This window comes from Olleya sp. NP1-10 (genome assembly GCF_055804415.1).
The window spans coordinates 2,400,617-2,426,107 of sequence record NZ_CM147840.1 but is presented as its reverse complement, the minus strand read 5'-3'; the positions used below and the strand labels follow the sequence as shown (position 1 = coordinate 2,426,107).

The 25,491-nt window shown below is 32.1% G+C and carries 14 protein-coding genes and 1 pseudogene; 7 read left to right on the top strand and 8 right to left on the bottom strand.

What is annotated here, in order from left to right:
• Positions 1-18: 18 nt before the first annotated feature.
• Positions 19-969: an MlaD family protein gene (locus AC0L4B_RS11350; RefSeq protein WP_473437004.1), complete on the bottom strand. Its 951-nt coding sequence runs from the start codon at positions 967-969 to the stop codon at positions 19-21.
• A gap of 54 nt (positions 970-1,023) precedes the next feature.
• Positions 1,024-2,136 carry an N-acetylmuramoyl-L-alanine amidase family protein gene (locus AC0L4B_RS11345; protein WP_473437003.1) on the bottom strand — a complete coding sequence of 371 codons (1,113 nt, stop codon included), beginning with the start codon at positions 2,134-2,136 and terminating at the stop codon, positions 1,024-1,026.
• An 87-nt stretch (positions 2,137-2,223) separates the two neighbouring features.
• Between AC0L4B_RS11345 and AC0L4B_RS11340 the strand changes: the two genes are divergently transcribed.
• The 4 genes and pseudogenes from AC0L4B_RS11340 to AC0L4B_RS11325 all read left to right on the top strand — a co-directional run bounded on the left by AC0L4B_RS11340 (position 2,224) and on the right by AC0L4B_RS11325 (position 5,416).
• Entirely contained in the window at positions 2,224-4,011 is a 1,788-nt protein-coding gene (locus tag AC0L4B_RS11340; protein ID WP_473437002.1) for a putative LPS assembly protein LptD, read from the top strand.
• A pseudogene (locus tag AC0L4B_RS11335) lies at positions 3,999-4,325 on the top strand (putative LPS assembly protein LptD); the annotation flags it as partial. The gene AC0L4B_RS11340 and the pseudogene AC0L4B_RS11335, both read left to right, overlap by 13 nt.
• A gap of 24 nt (positions 4,326-4,349) precedes the next feature.
• Positions 4,350-4,991: a hypothetical protein gene (locus AC0L4B_RS11330; RefSeq protein WP_473437001.1), complete on the top strand. Its 642-nt coding sequence runs from the start codon at positions 4,350-4,352 to the stop codon at positions 4,989-4,991.
• Between the two features lie 44 nt (positions 4,992-5,035).
• Positions 5,036-5,416: a RidA family protein gene (locus AC0L4B_RS11325; RefSeq protein WP_473437000.1), complete on the top strand. Its 381-nt coding sequence runs from the start codon at positions 5,036-5,038 to the stop codon at positions 5,414-5,416.
• Between the two features lie 83 nt (positions 5,417-5,499).
• Here the strand turns inward: AC0L4B_RS11325 and AC0L4B_RS11320 are convergent, their stop codons facing one another.
• From AC0L4B_RS11320 to AC0L4B_RS11295, 6 genes are all read right to left on the bottom strand, one after another.
• Positions 5,500-14,580 carry a choice-of-anchor L domain-containing protein gene (locus tag AC0L4B_RS11320; protein ID WP_473436999.1) on the bottom strand — a complete coding sequence of 3,027 codons (9,081 nt, stop codon included), beginning with the start codon at positions 14,578-14,580 and terminating at the stop codon, positions 5,500-5,502.
• Positions 14,581-14,973: 393 nt separating this feature from the next.
• Complete coding sequence (locus AC0L4B_RS11315) at positions 14,974-15,345, bottom strand: methylglyoxal synthase (protein WP_028290406.1); 372 nt, start codon at positions 15,343-15,345, stop codon at positions 14,974-14,976.
• A gap of 1 nt (position 15,346) precedes the next feature.
• Positions 15,347-16,210 (bottom strand): N-acetylglucosamine kinase, encoded by an 864-nt coding sequence (locus tag AC0L4B_RS11310; protein ID WP_473436998.1) that lies wholly within the window; start codon positions 16,208-16,210, stop codon positions 15,347-15,349.
• A 93-nt stretch (positions 16,211-16,303) separates the two neighbouring features.
• Positions 16,304-17,305, bottom strand: a complete 1,002-nt coding sequence (gene gap / locus AC0L4B_RS11305; RefSeq protein WP_116822594.1) for a type I glyceraldehyde-3-phosphate dehydrogenase — start codon at positions 17,303-17,305, stop codon at positions 16,304-16,306.
• A gap of 28 nt (positions 17,306-17,333) precedes the next feature.
• A complete protein-coding gene (pfkA, locus tag AC0L4B_RS11300; protein ID WP_473436997.1) occupies positions 17,334-18,290 on the bottom strand; it encodes a 6-phosphofructokinase in 957 nt (318 codons plus the stop codon).
• Between the two features lie 189 nt (positions 18,291-18,479).
• Positions 18,480-22,838, bottom strand: a complete 4,359-nt coding sequence (locus AC0L4B_RS11295) for a translocation/assembly module TamB domain-containing protein (RefSeq protein ID WP_473436996.1) — start codon at positions 22,836-22,838, stop codon at positions 18,480-18,482.
• 209 nt (positions 22,839-23,047) lie between these two features.
• On the opposite strand from AC0L4B_RS11295, the gene tsaD reads away from it, so the two are divergent.
• From tsaD to AC0L4B_RS11280, 3 genes are all read left to right on the top strand, one after another.
• Positions 23,048-24,070: a tRNA (adenosine(37)-N6)-threonylcarbamoyltransferase complex transferase subunit TsaD gene (gene tsaD, locus AC0L4B_RS11290; RefSeq protein WP_473436995.1), complete on the top strand. Its 1,023-nt coding sequence runs from the start codon at positions 23,048-23,050 to the stop codon at positions 24,068-24,070.
• A gap of 83 nt (positions 24,071-24,153) precedes the next feature.
• The gene (locus AC0L4B_RS11285) at positions 24,154-24,786 is read left to right on the top strand and encodes a peptidylprolyl isomerase (protein WP_473436994.1); all 633 of its coding nucleotides are present in this window, start codon (positions 24,154-24,156) and stop codon (positions 24,784-24,786) included.
• A complete protein-coding gene (locus AC0L4B_RS11280; RefSeq protein ID WP_473436993.1) occupies positions 24,787-25,491 on the top strand; it encodes a 16S rRNA (uracil(1498)-N(3))-methyltransferase in 705 nt (234 codons plus the stop codon). It begins immediately after the preceding gene.

Below are 25,491 nucleotides of genomic sequence, written 5' to 3'. Positions count from 1 at the left end.
TTTTTGTCTTAAATCGTTCTACTCTTCTTTAATTTCATTTCCCTCAGCATCGTAACGTTTTGCTTTTTTTCCGAATAATGAAAAATGCACATAACGTTTAGGGTTAAGCTTCATATCTTCTAGAAGTTGTTCCATTTGCAAAGCTGCACCTTCTAAATTGTTATATAACTTATCATCGTTAAGTAATTTACCCATTGATCCTTCTCCGTTTTTAACACTTGCTAACATACTATTTACACTTGATAAAGTAGATTCTAGATCAGATACCGTTTTAGTAATATCTACTTGTTTAAGCTTTTCACTCATTTCGCTTAAATTAGTGCTAGTAGTCGCAAAATTATCTACCATTGAGGTAATGTTTTCATCATTCTTTTTTACAACAGAATTGATAGAATAGGCTAAACCTTTGTAAGATTTTAAGGTTGAATTTAACTCGGCTAAAGTATTTTTTAAACCATTTTCTGACTGATCCGCTACCAAACCATTAAGATTACCCATCAAAGTATCTACAGTCTGTAATGTTCCGTCAAGGTTTGTGCTTAATTGCGAGAAATCATTAGTTAAACTATTAACTAAACCTTCTTCTACTTCGGACTGGATTAAATCTCCATTTTGTGCTATTTGATTATCATCTGCTGGACGAATAGCCAATGCATTTCCTCCCATAATTCCTGTTTGGAACATTTTAATCGTACTGTTTTTAGAAAACTTAAGTTGTTTATCTACAGAAAAAGCGACTCTGGTTTTACCCGTTTCAAAATCGTATTTGATTTCTTTTACTTTACCTACTTTATTACCCTTAATAGTAACAGGAGCAGATACTGCTAATGAGTTATAATCAAACTCTGTATAATACGTATTATTGGAATCAAAGATGTTATTTCCTTTTAGATAACTAAAGCCAAAAATGAAAAATATTATTCCAAGTATGACTAATATGGCTGTTTTAACTTCTAGTGATAGTTTCAAGGTATGAAATTTAGATTGGTAACAAAATTAGAAAATAAATATAAAAGAATGGTTCTAATTAGCTTCGGTTTTTATGACTTCTGACAGTTTTACTTGTTTTCCGTCTTTAAGTGCTACAATATAAGCGTCTTTGTAGCCTTTATTTTTTGCTTCTATTTGAAGTTTTTGTGCTTTATTATAATCGGAAGTATAACCATAATAATATTTATACAACCCATTTTGCTTTTCTCTAGAGATATCATTTAGACCTTTAAAATTATATGCTTTAGGCTCTAAAGCATTAGAACTAGCTGCAATTTGAATTTTAAAAACTGTGTTTTCAATAGTATTTACTTCTGAAGAAATGGTGTCTTCTATTGAGACATCACCAACATAACTATCACCAACATTTAAATCTAAATTCTTTTTGTAAGCGTTAATAGCTTCAAGTATTGATGCTGCCATTTTAGACTGACCACTTTTTGAATTTAAAAATTTTCCTTCTGCATTATTAGTTAAAAAACCAACTTCAACTAACACACTTGGCATGTATGTATTGTGTAAAACCCAAAGACTAGCTTGTTTGATCCCTCTACTTTTTCGTTTAGATTTACCAATAAAGCTATCTTCAATTAATCTTGCTAATTTTATACTTTGCTCAACATAATCTTCTTGTTGAAAAGCTAATCCTATCAAAGATTCTGGTGCATCAGGATCAAATCCCTTATAATCTTTTTTATAATCGTCTTCTAAAAAAATAACTTCGTTTTCTTTTTTTGCAATGTCAAAGTTTCGTTTAGTGTTAGCTACTCCCAACACAAATGTTTCGGTTCCGGACGCTTGTGAAGAATGTGAGTTACAGTGGACAGACACAAACAAATCTGCATCAGCTCTGTTTGCAATTGCTGCTCTTTCTCTTAGTTTAACAAATACATCAGTCTTTCTAGTATAGATAACCTTAATATCTTTGTTTTTTTCTAGACTCTTACCAACTTCTAAAACAATTTTTAAAGCGATGTCTTTTTCTTTGTGACCATTACCTAAATTTCCGGGATCCTCTCCACCATGACCTGCATCCAAGACAACAATAAATTTACCACTAGCACTTTGTGCATTTGCTGTTTGAAAATTACCAAATGTTAATACTATTGTAAAGGATAATATAATTTTAAAAATGTACGTTTGCATATAGGGTATAACCATTTATAATTTCGTTTAGTATGAAATATAATTTTTAACGAATATTAAAACATTCACAAAAAAATATATGTAGTTTTGTCAATTCAAAAACCAAGCCATACTTTTACAAAAATACATTTAAAACCGTTGCGTACAAATAGTCTTTATATACTTTTTAGTTTGAGTTTTACAGTGTTTATTAACACTTTTGGCTTTGCCCAAGGGGATTTACCCAAGGATGGCACTTCAATATCACCAATTGAGGACAAAGATACACCTGTAACTAAACAGAAGGATTCTTCCATAGTTGATGTTAACGTCAAAGCATTATTAGGTCCTAAAACCGAAACAGATAGTACTGTAACTGATTCTATTAAACCAAAACCTTTATTAAGCAGTACAATTTCTTATAAAGCTACAGACTATATGTCTTATAAGCAGAAAGAAGCTAAAATGTATCTTTATAATGAAGCACAAATACTTTATGAAGATATGGATATTTCTGCAGGTGTGATTATTTTAGATTACAATAATGATTTGGTCTATGCTAAAGGAATCAAAGACTCATTAGGAGAATATACCCAAAAACCCGTTTTTAAACAAGGCGAAAATGTTATTGAGCCTGATTCGATTGTCTTTAATACACAAACCAGAAAGGGGTTAATATATAATTCTGTAACAGAACAACAACAAGGTAGATTAATTACCGAAACGACTAAGCGTGTTAATGACTCGGTTTACTACCTAAGAAACTCAAAATTTACAACTTCTGATAATGTAGAAGATCCTGAATATTATTTTTTAATCAGGAAAGGTAAATTAGTTCCTAATAAAAAAGTAATCACTGGATTAACTAATTTATTTATCTATGATGTACCTACACCAATAGGATTACCTTTTGCTTTTTTCCCGCTATCAAAAAAACGAACTTCAGGAATTATTTTTCCTAGTTTTGGTGAAGACGGAAACAGGGGTTACTTTTTACAAAATGGTGGATATTACTTTCCAATTAATGATCATTTAGACTTAGCTGTTTTAGGTGACTATTATACCAATGGTAGTTATGGTTTAAGGTTAGAAAGCAAATATGCTACACGCTATAAATACAGTGGTAATGTAGGTTTTAGGTACGAAAACCTAATTACTAGTGAGCGTGGTTTTCCTGATTATGCCAAATCTACTATATATAATTTACGTTGGTCACATAGTCAAGACACTAAGGCAAGTCCAAATTCAAGATTTGCAGCCTCTGTAAACTTAGGTAGTAGTAATTATTACACACAATCTATTAACCAATTAAACCTTCCAAACACTCAAAATAACACGTTGTCGTCATCTGTTTCATACTCTAAAACTTTTCAAGGCGAGCCACAAGCAAATATTAGTTTGGCAGCTACACATAGCCAAAACACTCAAACAGAAAGCATCAATATGACTCTACCTACTTTTCAAGGTAGTTTAAGTAGAATTTACCCATTTGCTGCAAAAGATGGTTCTAAAAAAGGAATTCTTCAAAACATTAACTTGCAATACAGTGTAAGAGCCGAAAATAGTATTGTAACCACAGACTCATTATTCTTTAAAAAAGAAATGTTTGATGATGCAAAAATTGGAGCACAACACAGCATTCCAATAAGTACAAACTTTAAAATATTTGATTATTTTAGTGTGACTGCAAGTACAAACTTTCAAGAAACTTGGACTTTAAAAACTGTTGAAAAATATTACGACACAGATAATGAAGAAATTATAACAAACGATGTTAATGGCTTTGATGCCTTTCGTACTTACAACTTTAGCACAAGTATCGGTACAACTTTATATGGAATGTTTAATTTAGATAAAGAAAAAAAGGAAAAAAATTACAAGCCATTAGACACGTAATTAGACCAAGTATTAGTTATAATATTAATCCTGCTTTTGATAACTATTATGACGAGTTCGAAGTTATTGATGCTGATGGAACTACTAAAAGTGAGTACACTAGATTTGAAGACAATTTATTTGGTACACCTAACCAAACATTTTCAAGTTCAATAGGTATTGGTTTATCAAATAATTTTGAAGCTAAAGTTAGAGACAAAGACACTACAAATGTCGAACCTAAAAAGATAACATTATTAAACAATTTAAATTTTTCTACTTCTTATAACATAGCAGGAGATTCACTTAAATGGAGTCCTCTAAGAGTTACAGGTGGTACCCAATTATTTGATAATAAAATGAGTGTTAACTTTGGCGCTTCTTTAGACCCTTACGCGTTAAACACCAATAACACAAGAATAAATACTTTTAATGTAAATAATGGAGGAAGCCTATTTAGACTTACAAGTGCTAATTTAACAATGAGCTATAGTTTAAGTAGTAAAGGTGGTGAAGCCAAAAACGATAACGATGCAATTGATGACAGATTATTAAGTGGTGGACGTGCAGATGATTTATTTGGAGTATCACAGGATTTTGCTAATCAACAAGCAAACCAAAGAGATGAAGATAAAGAAGAACGAGAACCTGACGAGTTTTATAACAATAAAATACCATGGAGTTTAAGGTTTGCCTACGCAGTTAACTATGCAAATAGTACTCGTCAAAATGAAATATCTTCACACTCATTAATGTTTTCTGGTGATATTGAATTAACTCCAAAATGGTCTATTGGTGGATCCTCCAGTTATGACTTTAAAAATAAGGGCTTTGGATTAACACAATTACGTTTTGAGCGTGATCTATTAAGTTGGAGAATGAATTTTAGTTGGGTCCCTTTTGGTACATACAATAGTTGGAATTTCTTTATTGGAATTAAATCAAGTATCTTAAAAGATTTAAAATACGAGCAACGTCGTAAAGCTGACGAAAGCTTGTAAATACTATAAATGTTTCGCTTACGCGGAAATTAAACACTCTAATTATGAAAAAGATTATTTCTACAACTAAAGCACCTGCTCCTATTGGACCATATAATCAAGCTATTTTAAGCGGAAACACCTTATATACATCAGGTCAAATTGCTTTACATCCAGAAACTGGAAAATTAGTAATGGATGACATCAAAACAGAAACTAAACAAGTTATGGAAAACATGAAAGCTGTTTTAGATGCTGCAGACATGACATTTGAAAACGTTATTAAAACCTCAATTTTTATTAGTGACATGCATAATTTTTCCGAAATAAATAAAGTCTACGGAACCTATTTTGACGAAGCAACTGCACCTGCAAGAGAAACTGTAGAAGTTGCTAATCTTCCTAAGTTTGTTAATGTAGAAATTAGTATGATTGCCATTAAATAAACACTTTACTTTATATATAAAAAAGCCTGAACATAACGTTCAGGCTTTTTTTGTGTGTATTACTATTTGCTTTTAAAGCTACTTTAGCGTTTTAGGGTAAAGTGGGCTTTAAATTGTTTTCTGGTATTATTAGTATCATTTGGTTCTCTGTAATCTACAGTAAACCAATAATCACTGGTTGGCATTGGGTTACCATTGTAGGTTCCATCCCATCCTGATCCGGTTGGACTTAATTGTTTTATTAGTTTTCCGTAACGATCAAATATGTAAATAACTGCATCTGGTTGATCTGAGATCCCGTAGATGTTCCATGTGTCATTAAACCCATCGTCGTTTGGTGTAAAGAAGTGTGGATAGTCCATGATTGATACTGGTACACTTCGCTCTCCACATCCGTTTATATCTCTTACTGTTATTATATGGTCGCCTGCTCCTACATCTGTAAAGGTAAAGCTTCCGTTGTTTGGTATATTACTTTCCCATGGTCCATCGTCTAAACTAAACTCATAAACTCCTACTCCACTTCCTGTTGCTGTAACTTCTATGTTATGAACATCTGCAAAGGCTTCTGTTAATAATTCATAGGTTACTGTTGGTGGCTCACTTTCTTCGACTATAGTCGTATCTGTGTTTTCACATCCAGTGGTTACATTGGTTACTATAACTTCATAAGTACCTGCTTGGGTTGGCTCTAAGCTACTTCCTGTTTCTCCCGAAAGGGTTACTCCGTCTAATGACCACTCAAAGGTGTATTGGGTCTCATCTAATCCTGTGTCTATGATTGGTGCGCTGACTACTTCTGATCCATTGGTGTTGATACATAGTAAATAACTGTCTTCTAAATCAAACTCTGGTAATGGATGGACTTGTAAGGTGATTTCGGCTGTATCGTAACAGATTGAACTGTCTACCATGGTTCCGGTTCCATCGTCTACCATTGTGTCGTTATCTACTCTTACATAAATCACCTGTGGGTTAACGATGTTTTCATACAATAATGGTAATGGATTGATACCTGCATCTGCATCTGATTGTGACTCATAATAACTTACAATGTAGTTTAATGGATCTTGTCCGTCTAATACTTCGTCATTTAAACTTTCTAAATCAAATTGTACACTATCATTGGTGGTGTCTCCATCGGTTTCCATGTTGTCATCACATAACTCATAATTTATTGGATCCATATCTGGATTGGCTTGTGCTGCTTCTTGAACCTCTATCACAAACGTTGTTGTGGTATCACAACCAGTGATGGTATTAGTGATGTTTACATAAATGGTTTGTGGATTACTAGTGTTAGTGTATGGACTAACTAAAGCATTCATTGATTGGTCTGCTTCTGCTTGTGTCTCATGATAAGTGACTGTAAAAAGGGTTGGGTCTTGTCCGTTTAGGATTTCGTCCGTTTTACTCTCTAAATCAAATCCATATTGTCCGTCATTAAATAACTCGCAATAAATATAGTCTGATATTGGCACTACTGCTGGTAATGGGTTGACCATGATATCAAAACTTACAATAGTAAAACATCCTGTTCCGCCTGTTCCTAAAGCATCTGACCCATTAGTTACACGTACATATATAGTTTGTGGTGTAATCGCTACGCCTGGATTGTTTGGATCTTCATTACTATGCATGGTTGGATCTACAATCTGATTGCTTCCCATTAAGGCATCATCTAGGTCTGTGTAGTAACTTGCACTAACGTTAGCTTCTCCATTTATGGTTGCAACCTCGTTGGTGGTTAGATCAAAGATTTCGATTAAATCGTTTGGTCCAACTACATCAACATCATCACATAACACGATATTATCTGGGTTTGGTGTTGGTGTTGGATTTGGTAATACACGTATGGTTAACGTCGTGAATGAGAAACATCCTGTGTCACCATCGGTAACACGTACATATACCGTTTGTGGATTGGCTGGATTGGTACCGACCATCATATTGGTGTATTGGGTTGGGTCTACTATAGCATTACTGTCTGCGTTAGCATCGGCTTGTGTTTCGTAATACGTCACAATCCAACTGGCAGTACCTGCTGTGATTTCATCATTTTTAACGGTTAAATCAAAAGTGGCTATTTCATCATTGTTTTCGTAATAATTAGCATCTAATTCATCACAAATAGTTAATGGTGTTGGCTGTACGATTACTGGTGGAAATTCTACGCTGATTATAAATTCGCCTGTACTAACACATCCATTGGTATTACTTACTAAACGTATATAAATAGTTTGCGAGTTGGTTACGTTGGTATAGTTACTTGTATTAGCGATTGGACTAGTACCACTGTCTGCATTGGCTTGTGTCGTGTGGTAGGTTAGTGTGAAATCTGATGGGTTTTGAGTCCCTAAGATTTGTGGTGTCATAACCGTATCAAAATCAAATTGATTGAATCCATCGTCATTATCATCACAAACTACGTAATCGTCGATTGCTACTGGTACTACTGGTGAAGGTTGCACGTCTAATGGTAGTATAACGATAGTAAAACATTCTGTGTTGTCATTTTCTGCACGTACATAGACCATTTGGGTATTGGCTACAATGTTGGTATATGGACTTACTAATGCATTGATGTCGTTGATGGCATCCGACTCTGTTTCGTGGTAGCTAATAGTGACATCTGGCTCTCCGTTTAAGATTGTTGTAGTTTGACTGTCTAAGTCAAAGCTTGAGAATCCGTCGTTATCATCATCACATACTACTAATGCTGCTGGTGTAGCTTGTGGTGATGGTGTTGGGTTTACTCGTAAATCTAAAGTAATGGTACTAACGCAATTAGTTACATTGTCTTCGGCTCTGATATACACCGTTTGGGCATTGGCAACATTGGTATATGGACTAAAGATTTGGTCTGCTGTTGTTGCATTATCGGCTCCAGATTGTGTGAAATAGTACGTTAACGTAATACCACTTTGTCCGTTTAAAATTTGTGCATTGGCATCTTCTAAAGTAAATTCTTCTTGCGCTAAAGCGCTAGTTTCTCCTGGTAAATCTGTAGCATTACACAACTCTAATGCGTCTGGCTGTACTAATACTGGTAATGGATTAACTACTAAATCCATGGTTGTTACTGTTGAACATCCATTGGCGTTATCGTCTACTCTAACCCATATAGTTTGTAAATCTGGAGTAGTGTTTGTATAAGCATTTGGGGTTGCTATTGCATTTTGTGGCACTTCTGCATTGGCTAAAGTCTCGTAAAATGTAATTGTGTAATCTGCTGCAGCTAAATCGTTACTTGTATCTGAATCTAACTGGTTTAAAAGCTCGGCATTATTTAATTCTAAATCAAATATTGCAATTCCATCGGCATCGTTATCACAAATTTCTAATGGACTTGGATCTGTAATTTGTGGTGTTGGGTAAACGATTAAGTTTAAAAATACAACCGAAGAACAATCATTATTGTAATTATTAATAGCTACATAAATAGTTTGATTATTTTCTACAATATTGTAATAAGGACTAGTTAAAGCATTTACGCTAAGTTGTGCATCACTTAAAGTTTCATGATAAGATAAATCTATTCCAGGTGCGCCTCCTATAATTGCTGGCTCTGCATCTGTTAATGTAAATACTCCAAAACCATCACTATCTGGATCACAAAAGGTTAATGATGTTGTTGATAACAAAGCTCCAGAATTATTGACTATTAAATCAAAATTACCAACATCATAACAACCTGTTAACTGATTTTCTAAACGGATATAAACTGTCTCAGGATTACTAACGTTTTGATAAGATTCTGGGTTATTAATTGCAGCAACCCCTAATTGTGCATCCATTAATGAATTATGATAAGTAACCACTGTATCATTTTGATAATTGATAATATTATCATCATTAGAGGTTAAATCAAAAGCTTCTGAATTATCAAAATCAATCTCACAGATTATCATATCATCAACAGGGTTTACTGTTGGAGAACTATTAACGCTTACTATAAAATTATTTTCGTCTGTACAATTATTTGGAGATGTTAAAGCTTCTGAAAAAACATATAAAGTTGTTGTTGTAAAAATTTCTGTACCAGCAGTAATCATATTACCAGTTCCATAAGGCCCACCTGTTTCTGTGTAATAATTATTATTTGGAGATAACATTGGTAATATATAGGAATCACAAGCTTGAACATCCATTGGTGCATCTGCAAGCGGAGAATAATCTATGGTTACAATAAAGCTATTCTCGTCAAAACAATTATTTGGTGACGTTGCTGTATCAGAATACACATATAAAGTAGTGGTAGTTGTAATTGATGTCCCTTCTGTAACTAAATTACCTATACCATTTGGTCCTCCCGTTGCTGTATAATAAGCATTATTGATAGACAATTGAGGTAATATATATGTATCACAAGATTGTACATTTGCAGGTGCGTCTGCTACTGGAGTGTCATCTATTGTGATATTAAATATATTTTCATCAGAACATTTATAAGGATCAACTCCAGATTCCGTATAAATATATAATGTCGTTGACATAGTGATTGTATCACCAGCTGCAAGCATTACTCCTGATCCGTTTGGTCCTCCTGTTTGCGAATAATAAAAATTATTTGGAGATAAAACAGGTAAAACATACATATCACAAGCCTGAGCATCTTGTGGATTATCTGCTATTGGAGACGTATTGATTATTATGTCAAAACTATTTTCGTCAATACAAAAATTTGGTCCTGCACCAGTTTGGCTGTAAACAAATAGCGTTGTCGAGTTTGTAATAACATCTCCTTGATTTAATAAAGTTCCTGTTCCTGAAGGACCTCCTGAAGATGTGTAATAATTATTATTAGCTGATAATTGTGGTAAAACATAAACATCACATACTTGCACATCTATTGGTGCATCTGCTGTTGGTGTTGTATTAACAGTTACTTGGAAACTATTTTCATCTGTACAATTATTAGGTGTCGAACCTAATTCTGTGTAAACATATAAAACAGTACTGTTAGTAATTTCTGTTCCTGGTGCTATTATGTTTCCTGATCCATTAGGACCACCTGTTGCAGTGTAATAGTAATTATCTGGAGATAAATTAGGCAAGAAGTAAGAGTCACAAGACTGCACATCTGCTGGAGCATCTGCTGTTGGAGAAACATCAATAGTTATATTGAAAACATTTTCATCAGTACAATTATTTGGACTTGTTGCTGTTTCAGAAAACACATACATTGTTGTTGAAGTTGTTATAGCTGTACCTTCAGGAACTAATAATCCTGTTCCACTTGATCCTCCTGTCGCTGTATAATAAAAGTTATTAGGTGATAAATTAGGTAATATATATGAATCACAAGCTTGAACATCTGCAGGAGCATCTGCTACTGGAGTATCGTCGATTGTTATGGTTAATATATTTTCATCTGAACAAATGTTTGGAGAAACACCATTTTCAGTAAATACATAAAATGTTGTGGTTAAATTTACAACGGTTCCTTCAGGTACAACGGTTCCGCTTCCGTTGGGTCCACCTGTTGCTGTATAGTAAAAATTATTAGCTGATAAAACTGGTAAAGTATAACTATCGCAAGCTTGAACATCTGCAGGTGCATCTGCTACTGGAGAGGTATTAATTGTAATTATAAAAGTACTTTCATCTGAACAATTATTTGGAGTAACTCCACTTTCAGTATATACATACAATGTTGTTGTGTTTGTAATATCTGAACCTTCTGGTAACATTGTACCACTTCCGTTTGGACCTCCTGTTGCTGTATAATAAAAATTATCAGGTGACAGTACTGGTAAGGTATAAGTGTCACAAACTTCTACATCTGAAAGAGCATCTGCTACAGGTGATGCATTTATTGTGATATTAAACATGTTTTCATCAGAACACATATTTGGAGCTGTACCAATTTCCGTATAAACGTAAAGCGTTGAAGACGTGTTAATCGTTGTCCCATCTGGAATTATAGTTCCACTTCCATTTGGTCCTCCAGTTTCTGTATAATAAAAATTATTAGCTGATAATACAGGTAATATATAATTGTCACAGGCATTAACATCTATAGGAGCATCCGCTACAGGAAAAGGGTTTATGGTTACTGTAAATGTATTTTCGTCGAAACAATCATTTGGAGCAACACCATTTTCGGTATAAACATATAGTGTGGTTGTTGTAGTTATTACAGTACCTTCAGCTATAATGGTTCCGCTTCCGTTTGATCCTCCTGTTGCTGTGTAGTAAAAATTATCAGCTGACAATGTTGGTAATGTATAAGTTTCGCAGGCTTGTACATCTGTAGGTGTATCTGCTACGGGAGATGTGTTTATGGTAATATTAAATAGGTTTTCATCAGAACACATGTTAGGTGCTGTACCAATTTCAGAATATACATAAAGCACTGAAGATGTTGTAATCACTGTACCATCAGCGACTAAAGTTCCACTTCCGTTTGGTCCTCCTGTTGCAGTATAATAATTATTGTTTGTAGATAATGTTGGTAATGTATAATTATCACAAGCATTAACATCTGAAGGAGCATCTGCTACAGGAAAAGGGTTTATGGTAATTGTAAACACATTTTCATCTGAACAATTATTTGGAGTAATACCATTTTCTGTATAAACATACAGTGTTGTGGTGGTTGTTATTACTGTTCCTTCTGCAACGAGAGTTCCACTTCCATTTGGTCCATCTGTTGCTGTATAATAAAAATTATTAGGCGACAATGTTGGTAATGTATAAGTCTCACAAGCTTGAACATCTGTTGGTGCATCTGCTGTAGGTGATGTATTAATAGTTATATTAAAACTTTTTTGGTCAAAACACTCATTTGGTGCTATTCCAGTAACTACATATACAAATAAGGTTGTAGACGTTGTAATAACTGTACCTTCATTAACTAATGATCCACTTCCGTTAGGTCCATCAATTGCTGTATAATAAAAATTATTAGCTGCTAAAGTTGGTAAAACATATGAATCACATGCATTGATATCTGGAGAGGAATCTACGATTGGAAAAGGATTGACAATAATATCAAAAGTTGTTTCTGCAAAACATGTTGGATTTGAATTATTATCAACTCTCACATAAATAGTCTGCGAGGGACTTGCTGTATTGATGTAAGCTGTTGGATTAATAATTGGGCTAACTCCACTAGTGCTTTCTAGCTGCGTTTCATAAAAACTTACAGTAAAATCTGCTGCATTTTGACCATTTAGTATATCTATTTCTTGAGTAGTAAGATCAAATACTTCAGTACCATCATTCATTGAATCATCACACACCTGTAAATCATCAGGTTGTGTTGCTGTAGCTGTCGCGTTAACCACCAAATTAAATGCAGCAGTAGCAGATACCTCATAACAAGTTGGATCTGTAACACTTTCTACTCTAACAAATATAGGTTGAGGGTTAGCTATATTTATGTAACCATCACTTAAAGCATTTGTACCTGAATTAGCATTTGCTAAATCTAAATAGTAAGTAACACTATATAAAGTTGGATCTAGTAAACCTAAAATAGAAGCATCTTGATTTGATAAAGTAAAAGCCTCAAAACCATCATTAGTAGCATCATCACAAACCTCGAGATCCGAAGCAGGATTAATTTCTGGGTCTAATATATTTAATGAAAAAGAATCTATTGAATAACATCCTCCACTGATGTTTTCAATTCTGATATAAATATTTTGACCATTTGTACCTGAATAAGAAGTAGTATTAGAAATAGGAGCAAAATCTAGTTCTGCCTGAGAATATGAAGTATGAAAAGATACTGATACTGTACTTGGATCTTGAGTTCCTATTGCAGAAGTTTCATTATCACTAAAATCAAATAGTGTAATACCTGTACCATCATCACATTGATTTAGGTCTGTTAAACTTTGTATTGTGGGACTAGGAACAAACTCTACTACAATTGAGTCAGAACTTGTACAATTACTTAAATTTGTTACATCAACAGAATAAGTACCTGGCTGTGTAACATCTAAATTGGATCCTGTTTCTCCAGGTATAATAGTACCGTTTAGATACCATATATGATTTGCTGTAGGAAAACTTGTATCAAGAGGAACGACTTGTCCACTGCAGACTGCATTTCCTTCAGCAATAGTCATGTCTTCACCTAGGTCAACCCCTAGTTTAAATGTACCAGCACCTAAAAATACCGCTGCATTAAAGTTTGTATCACTATCATCTGCGATTACTAATTTAATTTTATAATTATTATTTGGTACAACATTAGCAAAAGCAGTCATTATTTTAGTGTGACCTCTAAAGTTAATAGGAGAGTTTATTGTAGGTTCGCCTCCTGGACCATAATAAGAGTCAAAAAATCCAGGATTAACAGAGGCACAAGAAGCATTATAAGCATTGTCTCTAACTGTTAAAACCGAAACGACATCAGTTGTACCAGGTACAACAGCTAAATTAGATACATTTCCTGTACTAATATCTGTTAACAAAAAGGCAAATGCATCTGTAAAATTACACTGAAAAGCGCCATATTCTTCTGAAGCAAATAAGAAATCAAAACTTATTGAATTTGCCTTAGGAACAAAATTAAATTCAATATAGGTTGCATCTCTAGTATCTCCTGTATTTAAACTCGGTATTGCATTTTCTAAATCTGCATCACCTCCCCAGCCTCCACTATTTTGAGTTCCGGTTTCAGGACCTTCAGCTTCCCTTGCATCTCCAGTTGATAAAACTATACCTGACTCAAAATTAAAAGCTCCTGGTGTTGCTGTAAAATACCCGATACCATTTTCTTGTCCAAAATCTATACCTGTACTAGAATTTATAGATGAAACTGTTGCGCAAGGTGTATCGATTAATATATCCTCGACCAACTCATTTATACTATATGCAGTAAGACTAACATCTATATATTGACCTGGTAGAGCTGAATTCTGATTTACATCAGAAATACTTTTTTGCGCTAAATTGCTTTTAAGACTATTAGAGGTTGAGGATATTTTTTTAAAAGAGGCTACTGAAATACCATCTTCAACAAAACATTGGTTATTGTTTTGTTTGGATAGATTTAAAATAAAGTCATCATTTAAACTATCGTTTTCTGATACAAAAGAAACTTTGTAAGCATGTAATGCGTTTGGAATATCATAATTATTTGATATTGTTGAGGGATTAAAATAACCTGATACAGCAAGCGCTGTGAGGAAAATTAGGCTTTTCATAAATAATAAAATGGAATAATAATTAACTAATAGAGTTTAAAAATACTATTAAATTAATTTGTAGCTAGCTATGTAGTTACTTTTTTTACTCGAAAAACGAATAAATAAATTCCTAATCTTTTATATTATTTTTTTATCAACAAATAAATGATATTCAACATCTTAATAATAATTACAGGTAATACGTGATGAAACACTAAAAAAAACACATGTATATTATCGTATTTATATGCATTTAATAAAGCATTAAAAAAATCATTCAAACACCTTAAAATCAATAGTTAACAAAAATTTTCTTACAAAAAATAACCCTTAAAATAGTTGCCAATTTTATAGATTAAAATCAACTATTTTAAGGGTTAATGTTAAGTTTCATTGAAAATAAAAAAATATTTATGATGTTTTTAAGGCATTTATAAACAATTCGGCACTTGCCAAGTTAGTGGCTAATGGTACATCATGAACATCACATAATCGCATTAACATTAAAACATCAGGTTCGTGTGGATGCTTTTCTAGTGGATCTCTAAAAAAGATAACCATTTTACATTTACCTTCAGCGACTCTTGCAGCGATTTGCGCATCTCCTCCTAGTGGTCCTGATAACATACGTAACACATCAAATCCTGCTTTTTTTACTTTTTTACCAGTAGTCCCTGTAGATATTAAAGTAATTTCTTTTTGATGAAAAACTGCTTGATGTTCGTTTAAAAACTGAACCATTTCGGCTTTTTTACCATCATGAGCAATAATTGCTATTTCCATATTATTCTAATGTATTTGTATGAAAGGCTACTAAACCTTCGATTGGTCTTCTTTCAAAATTACCAACCTTAAAGTTTAATTCTTCAGCTACCGCTTTAATTTCATCTTGACAGAAAAATGCAATCGAACCAGCAAAATGAACAGGAACAGATTTTAATTCTTCTTTAAATTGTAAGATCATATTTTCAGCAAATCTTCTAATACCTGACTTGATTAAATTAATAATGTATTCTGAATCTTTATTTAAGATCATAAATTCTGCAAACTGTGCTAAATATGCATTTGGATTGGGTTGCTTATATAGGTTGTATTTGATATAATCAGCATCTAAATTATATTTATCTGCAAAAGCAATTCTTATTTCTTCTGGCATATGATTAAAATAATAATCACGAATTAATTCTTTACCATAATAATTACCTGATGCATCATCCATAAGTGTATAACCTAGTGATTTCACACGTTGATGTAATATTGAACCATCGTAATAGCTACAGTTAGATCCTGTACCTAAAATACAAACTACAGCTGCTTCAGTTGGTGTATTAATGGTAGCATATACTGCAGCCATAGTATCTTCATCTACTAAAATTTCTGCATTTGGAAAAAATTCTTGTAAAGCTGTTTTTAGTAATAAACGTGGATTTTCTGTTCCGCAACCTGCTCCATAAAAAAAGACATGAGACACTTCATTTTTATTATTAAACAAAGGTGTACTCTTTTTTAAAATTTTACTTATTTTCTTTTCAGAAAGTATTGCAGGATTTAATCCTTTGGTTCTTATTTTTTCAAGTAATTGGTTTCCGTTTTTATCAACTGCAATCCAATCGCACTTTGTAGATCCACTATCAACAACTAAAATCATATATTAAATATTTATGGTAAGATAAAAAAAGCACAGTAAAAAAGATACATATATCTAATTACTGTGCTAAAATTATTTAAAAAACAACACGTTTTATAGCGTGTTAATTTTTTGTGCTAAGTCTACTAATTTATTTGAATATCCAAACTCATTATCATACCAAGATACTAACTTGAAGAATGTAGAGTTTAACTCGATAGCAGAATCTGCATCAAAAACACTTGTTTTAACTTCGCTTACAAAATCTTGAGATACTACAGCTGCTTCAGTATATCCTAAAACACCATTCATAGATCCTTCAGATGCTTTTTTCATAGCAGCTTTAATATCTTCTAAAGAGGTTTCTTTTTTAGTTTTAACTGTTAAGTCAACTACAGATACATCTACTGTTGGTACTCTAAAAGCCATACCTGTTAACTTACCATCTAATTCAGGAATTACTTTTCCTACTGCTTTAGCTGCTCCTGTTGATGTTGGTATAATGTTATTTAAAGCACTACGACCTAATCTATAGTTTTTACGTGAAGGTGCATCTACAGTAAATTGTGTAGAAGTTGCAGCGTGAATAGTTGTCATTAAAGCTTCTTCAATACCAAAATTATCTTCTATAACTTTAGCTATTGGAGCTAAACAGTTTGTTGTACAAGAAGCATTTGATACGATTGTATCTGAAGCTGTTAATTTATCATCGTTTACACCCATTACAAACATTGGTGCATCTTTACTTGGTGCAGAGATTACTACTTTTTTAGCTCCACCTTCAATATGGTAGTTAGCAGTTTCTAAAGTTGTAAAAATACCAGTACATTCTGCTACTACATCTGCTCCTGCTTCATCCCATTTTAAATTTTTAGGATCTCTTTCTGCAGTTACTCTAATTGTTTTACCATCAACTATAAGGTTACCATCTTTAACTTCAATAGTACCATCAAATCTTCCGTGAACAGAATCATACTCTAATAAGTATGCTAAATGATCTACATCTAACAAGTCGTTAATTGCAACAACATCTACGTCGCTACGTTTTACTGTCGCTCTAAATACTATACGACCTATTCTTCCAAATCCGTTGATTCCTAATTTTAATGTTGACATATTTTTATTTTGTTTAATTCAATTTATATTAAGTGGTCATTATGTCTGACACACGTATTAATTCTTCGTTTATTTTTGATTTTCCTTTTACTGCTTGTTCTAATGGTGTTAAGTCAATTTTATCGTTAACCAATCCTACCATGTAATTAGATTTTCCTTCTAAAAGACTTTCAACCGCTTTTACACCCATTCTACTTGCTAAAACACGATCAAAACATGAAGGCGATCCACCACGTTGCATGTGACCTAAAACTGAAACTCGTACTTCGTACTCTTCCATATTTTCTTCTACATAATCCTTAAGTTCAAAAACATTTTTACCAATTTTATCACCTTCTGCAACAACTACAATACTTGATGATTTACCTGATAATTTACTTCGTCTTAAAGACTCTAATAACCTATCTAAACCTAAATCTTCTTCAGGAATTAATATTTCTTCAGCTCCTGCTCCGACACCTACATTAAGAGCAATGTGACCAACGTCACGTCCCATAACTTCTACAAAAAACAATCTGTTATGTGAGCTGGCAGTATCTCTGATTTTATCTATAACTTCAACTACCGTATTTAAAGCTGTGTCATAGCCAAGCGTGTGTGAAGTCCCGTAAATATCATTATCTATGGTTCCAGGAATACCCATTACTGGGAAATTAAATTCTTGATTAAAAATTAAGGCTCCTGTAAATGTACCATCTCCACCAACTGTGACTAGTGCGTCTACGTTGGCTTCTTTTAAAGCTTCATAGGCTTTTTGACGACCTTCTTTAGTACGAAACTCTTTTGATCTAGCCGATTTTAGAACAGTACCACCTTTGTTAATAATGCCTTTTACATTACGTGCGGTAAGCTCTTTAAAATCGCCTTCAATCATACCTTCATAACCACGATATATACCTACACATTCTATATTATAATAGGCACAAGTTCTGGCTACAGAACGTATTGCTGCATTCATTCCTGGAGCATCTCCTCCGGAAGTCATAACAGCAATTTTATTTATTTTTTTGACATATTTTTCTCTTAATAAAGTAAATCTACTAAAGAAAAATAATATATAACATTGGTTTTACTAAAATTTAACGATAAGCCTAAAACTATAACGTTTTCGTTAATAACTTAATAAAAAACAGCAGGTTAAATTGAATTTATGGATAAAATATGGTAGTGAAATCTACTCTTCATCAAAAGACATATCTTCAGGAAAAAATGTGCCTTTATCGTTTTTAGGTTGTGGAGTATTTGCTGGAGACTCGTCTTTTTTATCTTCTTCCTTCTTATTAGGATTAAATATTTTTTGTAATAATTCTCCAAATGTATCAAATGAAACACTATAAGATAAACCTACACCTTGAGTATACCCTACTTCTTCACCAAAGTTTCTGATACTATTTTCACGATTAAAAACTTTTGCAGTAAGCGTACCTTCTTCATTTAATAAAAAATCGACTTGAACATCTCCTGCAATTACAGAATCGCCAAGACCACCAACAGGCACACCTACTTTACCATTTATTAATACACGATCTGATATCTGTGTTTGTAAGGTTAAACCAACACGGTTATCTGTTTGGTAATCTGGATTATTTTGTCCTGCCTCAAAATTAACACCTATATTAAACTTACCATCACCTGTAGAAAGTAGATTATTAACTAAACTATTTAAACGCTCTGTCAACGTACCTGTAAAATTAACATCATCCAAACCACTACTAAAACCTCCTGTAGTAATTAAATATAATGCTTGACTCTCTCTTTCTTCTTTTGAATCTAATCTATAATTTAACTCAGATTTTATAGTGGATTCAGTGGTTGGAAATGCATAACTATAATCTATCGTTGGACGCTCTAATTGATCTGACAATTCAATTAATAAATCAACAGGAATACTTCTACTAATTGGATTATCTAATAAAGGAGAAGGATTTGCTCGTGTTGAGTATTTAGCTTTTATATTGATGATTGCTTCCAAAGGAGACCCATTCCATTGCAAACTACTTACATATGGTACAACTGTAAATTTCTTTTCAATAACACCTCCATATAAGAAATTATAAAACCCTTCATAAACTACAAAATCACCATACATATCAAACTTATCATTGGTATTTATTTCAATTAATAGACCTCCTACTCCACGACCACTAATAGTACTACCAGATGTTTTGTCTATTAAAATTTCAATTTCTGCATCTTCAGTGACATCTAATTCAAAATTAAGATCCAATCCAGATTCTTCTGGTGTTACAAAAGCAACACCATCTTGTTTAGCTTGTTTTTCTTCTGGACTTAAAAAATGAATGATAGAGTTGTCTCCAAAAGATTCGTTATCATTTAATGGTATTTTAAATACAGTTCCTTTTTTAGTTTCACCAATAACATTGATACTTAAACTCTCTGTTGGACCATAAATCCTAGCTGAACCACCAATAAAACCAGTTCCATAGTACAAAGACTCTTCAGTTTCTTTTGTATCTAAAACTAATAGCCTAGGCGTTTCTAGGTTTAAATCTAATTTCCATTTTGAAAAATTAGTATGACTAATACTTCCATCTAAAACCGCTTTAGAGTTTTCTTTTACATCAGTTATATTAATAGTATTAAAATTGAAGGTTTGATCTTTAAGCGTAACAGAAGCTTGATCTTGGAAAGCATAATCTACATTTAAGTAAGGCACACCAATACCACCATTATCTATTTTTAAAGCTCCATTAAAACTTGGTTTATTTAGCTTACCAATGACTTTAACATTACCATAAACATCTCCTCTAATTTTATCTAATACACCTTCTAAAAATGGATTTAAAATCTGAAGATCAAACTTATTAAAGTCTAAATTCACACCAATTAAAGCTTCGTTATTTTTAATATTTACATTCCCTTTAGCTATAAAAGAGTTAGTATCGTCATCTTTAATCTTGGCACTTATCAAATAGCTAGACAAATCTGCATTTCCTTTAATTTTGGCATCAAATGCACCATAAAAGGTATTATTTACTTCTAAATCATCAATTATTAAAGCAGCATTTGGTAAGTAATTTCCGTTTTCTTGAAGGACATCCAAATTACCATTTATATTACCTGCTAATGATAAACCTGAAATCTCAGGAATAATTTTATTTAAGTCTACATCTTTAAAATTTAATTTTAAATCTTTATATGTAGTGTCTCTTATAATACCTGCTAACTTAATCTCTTCGTTTTGATGGTTCAATACAAATTCTTCAATTTTAAAATCCTTGAAATCACGATCAAAAATGACTTTATTAAATTTATTTTTAGCCTCGTTGATTAACCACTTATTGTTTTTAAAAGTTACATCACTCTTTTTAAAACCAAGTACGGATAAATTATCTTCATTAATTGTATGGTAAAAACTCAAGTTATAAGCATCATCGTTACGTTTTCCGCCTTTAAATTCTGAACGCATAAATAACGTATCATTAAGAGTTACATTAATTAAATTAAATTTTGAAATATTATAATGTTTCGTGTAAACGCTATCCACTTCTACGTAAGTATTAAACAGTGGATTGTTATTATCTACTTGCACTTCAATAGTATTTGCAAAATAATCTAACAACTTAATTTTTGGAGACTTAAAAGTTAATTTGAATGCTTTTTCGTTGCTCTCTACACGTCCTTTAATAAAAGTATTTGCTCCTACTTCTACTTCTGGTAAAAAGACTTCAATAATTTTATTATAAATTTTAAAATTGAAATCTACATATTGATTTTCCTCTATGTTATTTGGCACATAGTTAGCATAAATACTTTTAAGCGAATTTTCAAAAAGAAGCTCTAAGTCATTAAATTTAAAGTTTCCGCTTAATTGACCTTCGATAATTTCTGGTGAGTTTACTTTTATAAATCTCTCGTTTTCTAAAAATTCTGAACTTATTGCAAAATCTTTAAAAGTATAAGTATCGTTTTCGTTTTTATAAATTGTGTTTTTAAAATTTATACTACCAACAGCGTCATCTATGCTAGTTGCACTCATTTTCATGTCTACAATTCCTGTAAATTCTGATTGCTGATCTCTTTTGTATAAATTAATAGCTTTAAAGTTGGCATAGTCTACTTTAGCCACAAAATCAAAGGTTTTAACCTCTTGAGATAAATCTGCTAATCCGTCAAACTCTAATTTTAAATTTTTATCTAAAGACAGTAACTTTCCGTTAAATTTTCTTTGTTTGTATTGACCATTAACAGTAATGTTTTGATAATTGTAGTTATTGTAATTAATACTATAGACGTCTCCTTTTAGTTGTGTTTTTAAATTTTCTTTTTTAAAGCCAACACCATCAACGTCTACATTAAAAGATGTTTTACCTAGTTTAGGATCATCTAATAAAATCCCTAAATCAAATTCGTCAAGAATAACATTACCAGTATAAGAAGCGTAATCTATGTTGTCAATATCAGACATTTCTAAATCACTATTTACAATACCCAATGAGGTTGCTATTTGTAAATTTGCTTTGATTGTATGAGGTGTAATGTGACTTTTACCAACTGCTGTAAAATCTCCTAATTTACCAAATAATGACGGAATAGACTCGCCTAAAACATTAGGCAAAAGGTCTTTTAAATCTCTATAATTTGAAGATAGATTATCAAAATCACCTTCCATAGAAAAGTTGTCGGCTTCACTATTAAAAAGATTTTTAAAGTTTATATTTCCGTAAATTTTGGTGTTTCGACTGGTTTCCAACTTTAAATTCTCAGTTGTCAAATTATTAAGAGTACCAGATAATACAGTCGAAAAATTAGCACGTTGATTTTCACCAAATTCGTTATAAAACACATTTAATTCATCTAACAAAACACTACCATCTGTAAAATTAGCAGAGACTAATACTTTGTCTTCAAACTCTTTAAAATCTTCACGATTATAATTAAAACGCAATGCTCCTTTTATAAATGATTCTGGTGTTTTGATATTTAAATCATCAAAACGCATTTCTGATAAAGTATAAGAAAAATTAGAAGTTAAATTTTCTAATTTTAAACCACGACTATCCATAAATTGCATAGTATTGATACGTGATTTAACATTACTACCATCAATGAGAAAATTGGTACCGTTTAAGTTTATATTATCAAACTGTAATATTTTTGGAGTTATTTTGTTTTGATCAATCAATCTAAATGTACCATTACTAATTGTAATGTCACTAGAAGACATTAAAAACGTACTTTTTTCTTTTCTTGGGTTATTGTCATCAAATCTAGCAACAAAAACATCAAGATTGGTATCAGATTCGTCTTTATAGGTTACTATATTAAAAACTAAATCTTCTAAATCTATATCACCAAAATTAAGTGTCCCTTGACTTAATTTTCTAAAATTAATAATAGAAGTATTTAACTCTGAAGCACTTATTAATGTGTCTTTTTTAAAATCTTTAATTAAAATCCCTTTAATTTCAACGTCTCCATTAAACTGAAGTCCAATTTTATCAATATTAATATTGGTTTTATATTCTTCATTTAACCAATTAGTAGCCCACTTACCTAAACTTGTTTGCACAGCTGGAATAGACATCACCAATACAAATATGACGAAAAGCAACAGTAAAATTGCTAACAGTTTACCTACTATTTTTAGAAATTTTTTGATACGTTTTTTAAGCTTAAAATTTATTTATAATATCTTACTTTTGCTTTAAGAAAAACAAATGTAATTTAGTTGTTAAACAATACACCAAAATTAACAATTATTATGCCTAAAAATAACTAATGACTTCACAAAATATTTATATCCTCGGAATTGAAAGTTCTTGCGACGATACTGCAGCTTCTGTTATCCTTAACGGAAAGATCTTAAGTAACATTGTTGCAAGTCAAAAAATACATGAAGAGTATGGTGGAGTTGTACCAGAATTAGCATCTAGAGCACATCAGCAAAATATAGTACCTGTGGTTGATCAAGCTTTGAAAAAAGCAGGAATTACTAAATCACAACTTAGTGCTGTAGCGTTTACTAAAGGACCAGGATTAATGGGTAGTTTATTAGTTGGTACTTCGTTTGCAAAATCATTAGCTTATGGTTTGAATATTCCTTTAATAGATGTTAACCATATGCAAGCTCATATATTGGCACATTTTATAGAAGAAGACGGTTTTAGTAAACCTCCATTTCCGTTTTTAGCAATGACTATTTCTGGTGGACATACACAAATAGTCAAAGTCAATCACTATTTTGATATGGATGTTATTGGAGAAACTATTGATGACGCTGTTGGAGAAGCTTTTGATAAAAGTGGTAAAATTTTAGGCTTAGGGTATCCAGCTGGGCCACAAATAGACAAACTTGCTAAATTAGGTAATCCAAAGGCTTATAAATTTACTAAACCTAGAGTAGATGGTTTAAATTTTAGCTTTTCTGGTTTTAAAACTGCAGTTTTATATTTTATTCAAAAACAAGTCAAACTAAACCCAAATTTTATTACCGATAACTTAAACGATATTTGCGCATCTATACAATATACAATCATTGGTATATTAACAGACAAACTTAAATTAGCTGTAAAACAAACAGGCATTACACACATAGCTATTGGTGGTGGTGTATCAGCAAACTCTGGAATCAGACAGGCTTTAAAAGATGGAGAGTCTAAACATGGCTGGACAACTTATGTTCCAAAATTTGAATTTACAACAGATAATGCAGCAATGATTTCCATTGTTGGTTACTTAAAATATTTAGAAGGTGACTTTGCCGAACAAAATGTTATGGCCAATTCTAGATTAAAAATTTAAATTACTGTGTTAAATCAGTCCGAATTTTAACCTATAAGACTATATTTTTTTGTTTTTTTGTCAAAACAAACATAATCCAAAACATGAAAAACCTACTTAAGCTTGCCATTTGCCTATTAACATTTACAACTGTTGCTCAAAAATCATTAGAAAAAGAGTTAGATACAATTGCAACCGTTGAGCAAGCTGAAAAATTTTTAGAAACTAAAAAATCTCGAAAAAATAAAATTTTAGTTTTTAACGAAGCTAAACATAAAACCAAATTAGCTGCAAAACTTTTAAATAATAGTGTAGGAAGTACAGAAGTTGTTAAATCAGAATTTAATACCACACATTATAAAATAGTAGATAAAACTAACGATAGACATTACAGAATTAGTTACATCTTTTTTGATGGAAATCAAGTTGAAGCTTCAAAAATTGTAAAATATAAAAACAATATATTACAATCGTATAAAGATGGTATAAGCTTTGACGACTTAGCCAAACGATACTCGATGGACAAAAACGCAAATCGTGGTGGTGATTCTGGTTGGTTAAAAGAAGGAAGCATGCCTACTGAAGTTGAAGAACAAGCCTTTAATTTAGATAATAAACTTGGTACATTATATACAGTTAGAATCGCAGAACCAAATGCGTTTTATGTTATTTTAAAAACCGAACGTATTAAAAAGATAAAAGAGATTAAAGTTTTAAAAGTGATAGCCAAGGACTAAATGCAATTATTTTACAACCAAAATATTGAAGCAGATACCAAACAATTTACTTTTCCTAAGGACGAAAGCAGGCATATTGTAAAAGTCTTACGTAAACAAATTGGCGACATCCTTAACATTACAAATGGAAAAGGGTATCTATTTAAAGCTGAAATCACGATTAGTGATCAAAAAAATTGCGTTGTAACTATTATTGAAACGACTTTACAGCAACCGCTAGATTACACTTTACATTTAGCAGTTGCACCAACAAAAATGAATGACAGGTACGAGTGGTTTCTTGAAAAAGCTACCGAAATTGGTATAACAAGCATAACACCAATTATTTGTGATCACAGCGAAAGAAAAGTAATCAAGGCAGAACGTTTTGAAAAAATAATTCAGTCTGCTATGAAGCAATCTTTAAATTGCTACTACCCTATTTTAAATCCAGCAATGTCATTTAAAGCGTATTGTAATCAAGATTTTTCTGGTGATTTATACATCGCTCATTGCGAAGAAACAGATAAAAAATCTTTAAAATCTCAAGTAAAGCCTAATAAAGAAATTACAATCTTAATTGGACCTGAAGGTGATTTTTCTGTAAAAGAAATAGAGACAGCTATCCAAAACAAATTTATTCCTGTAACTTTAGGTCAAACACGACTACGTACTGAAACTGCTGCAATAGTTGCATGTCATAGTGTTGCGTTTATAAACGAATAA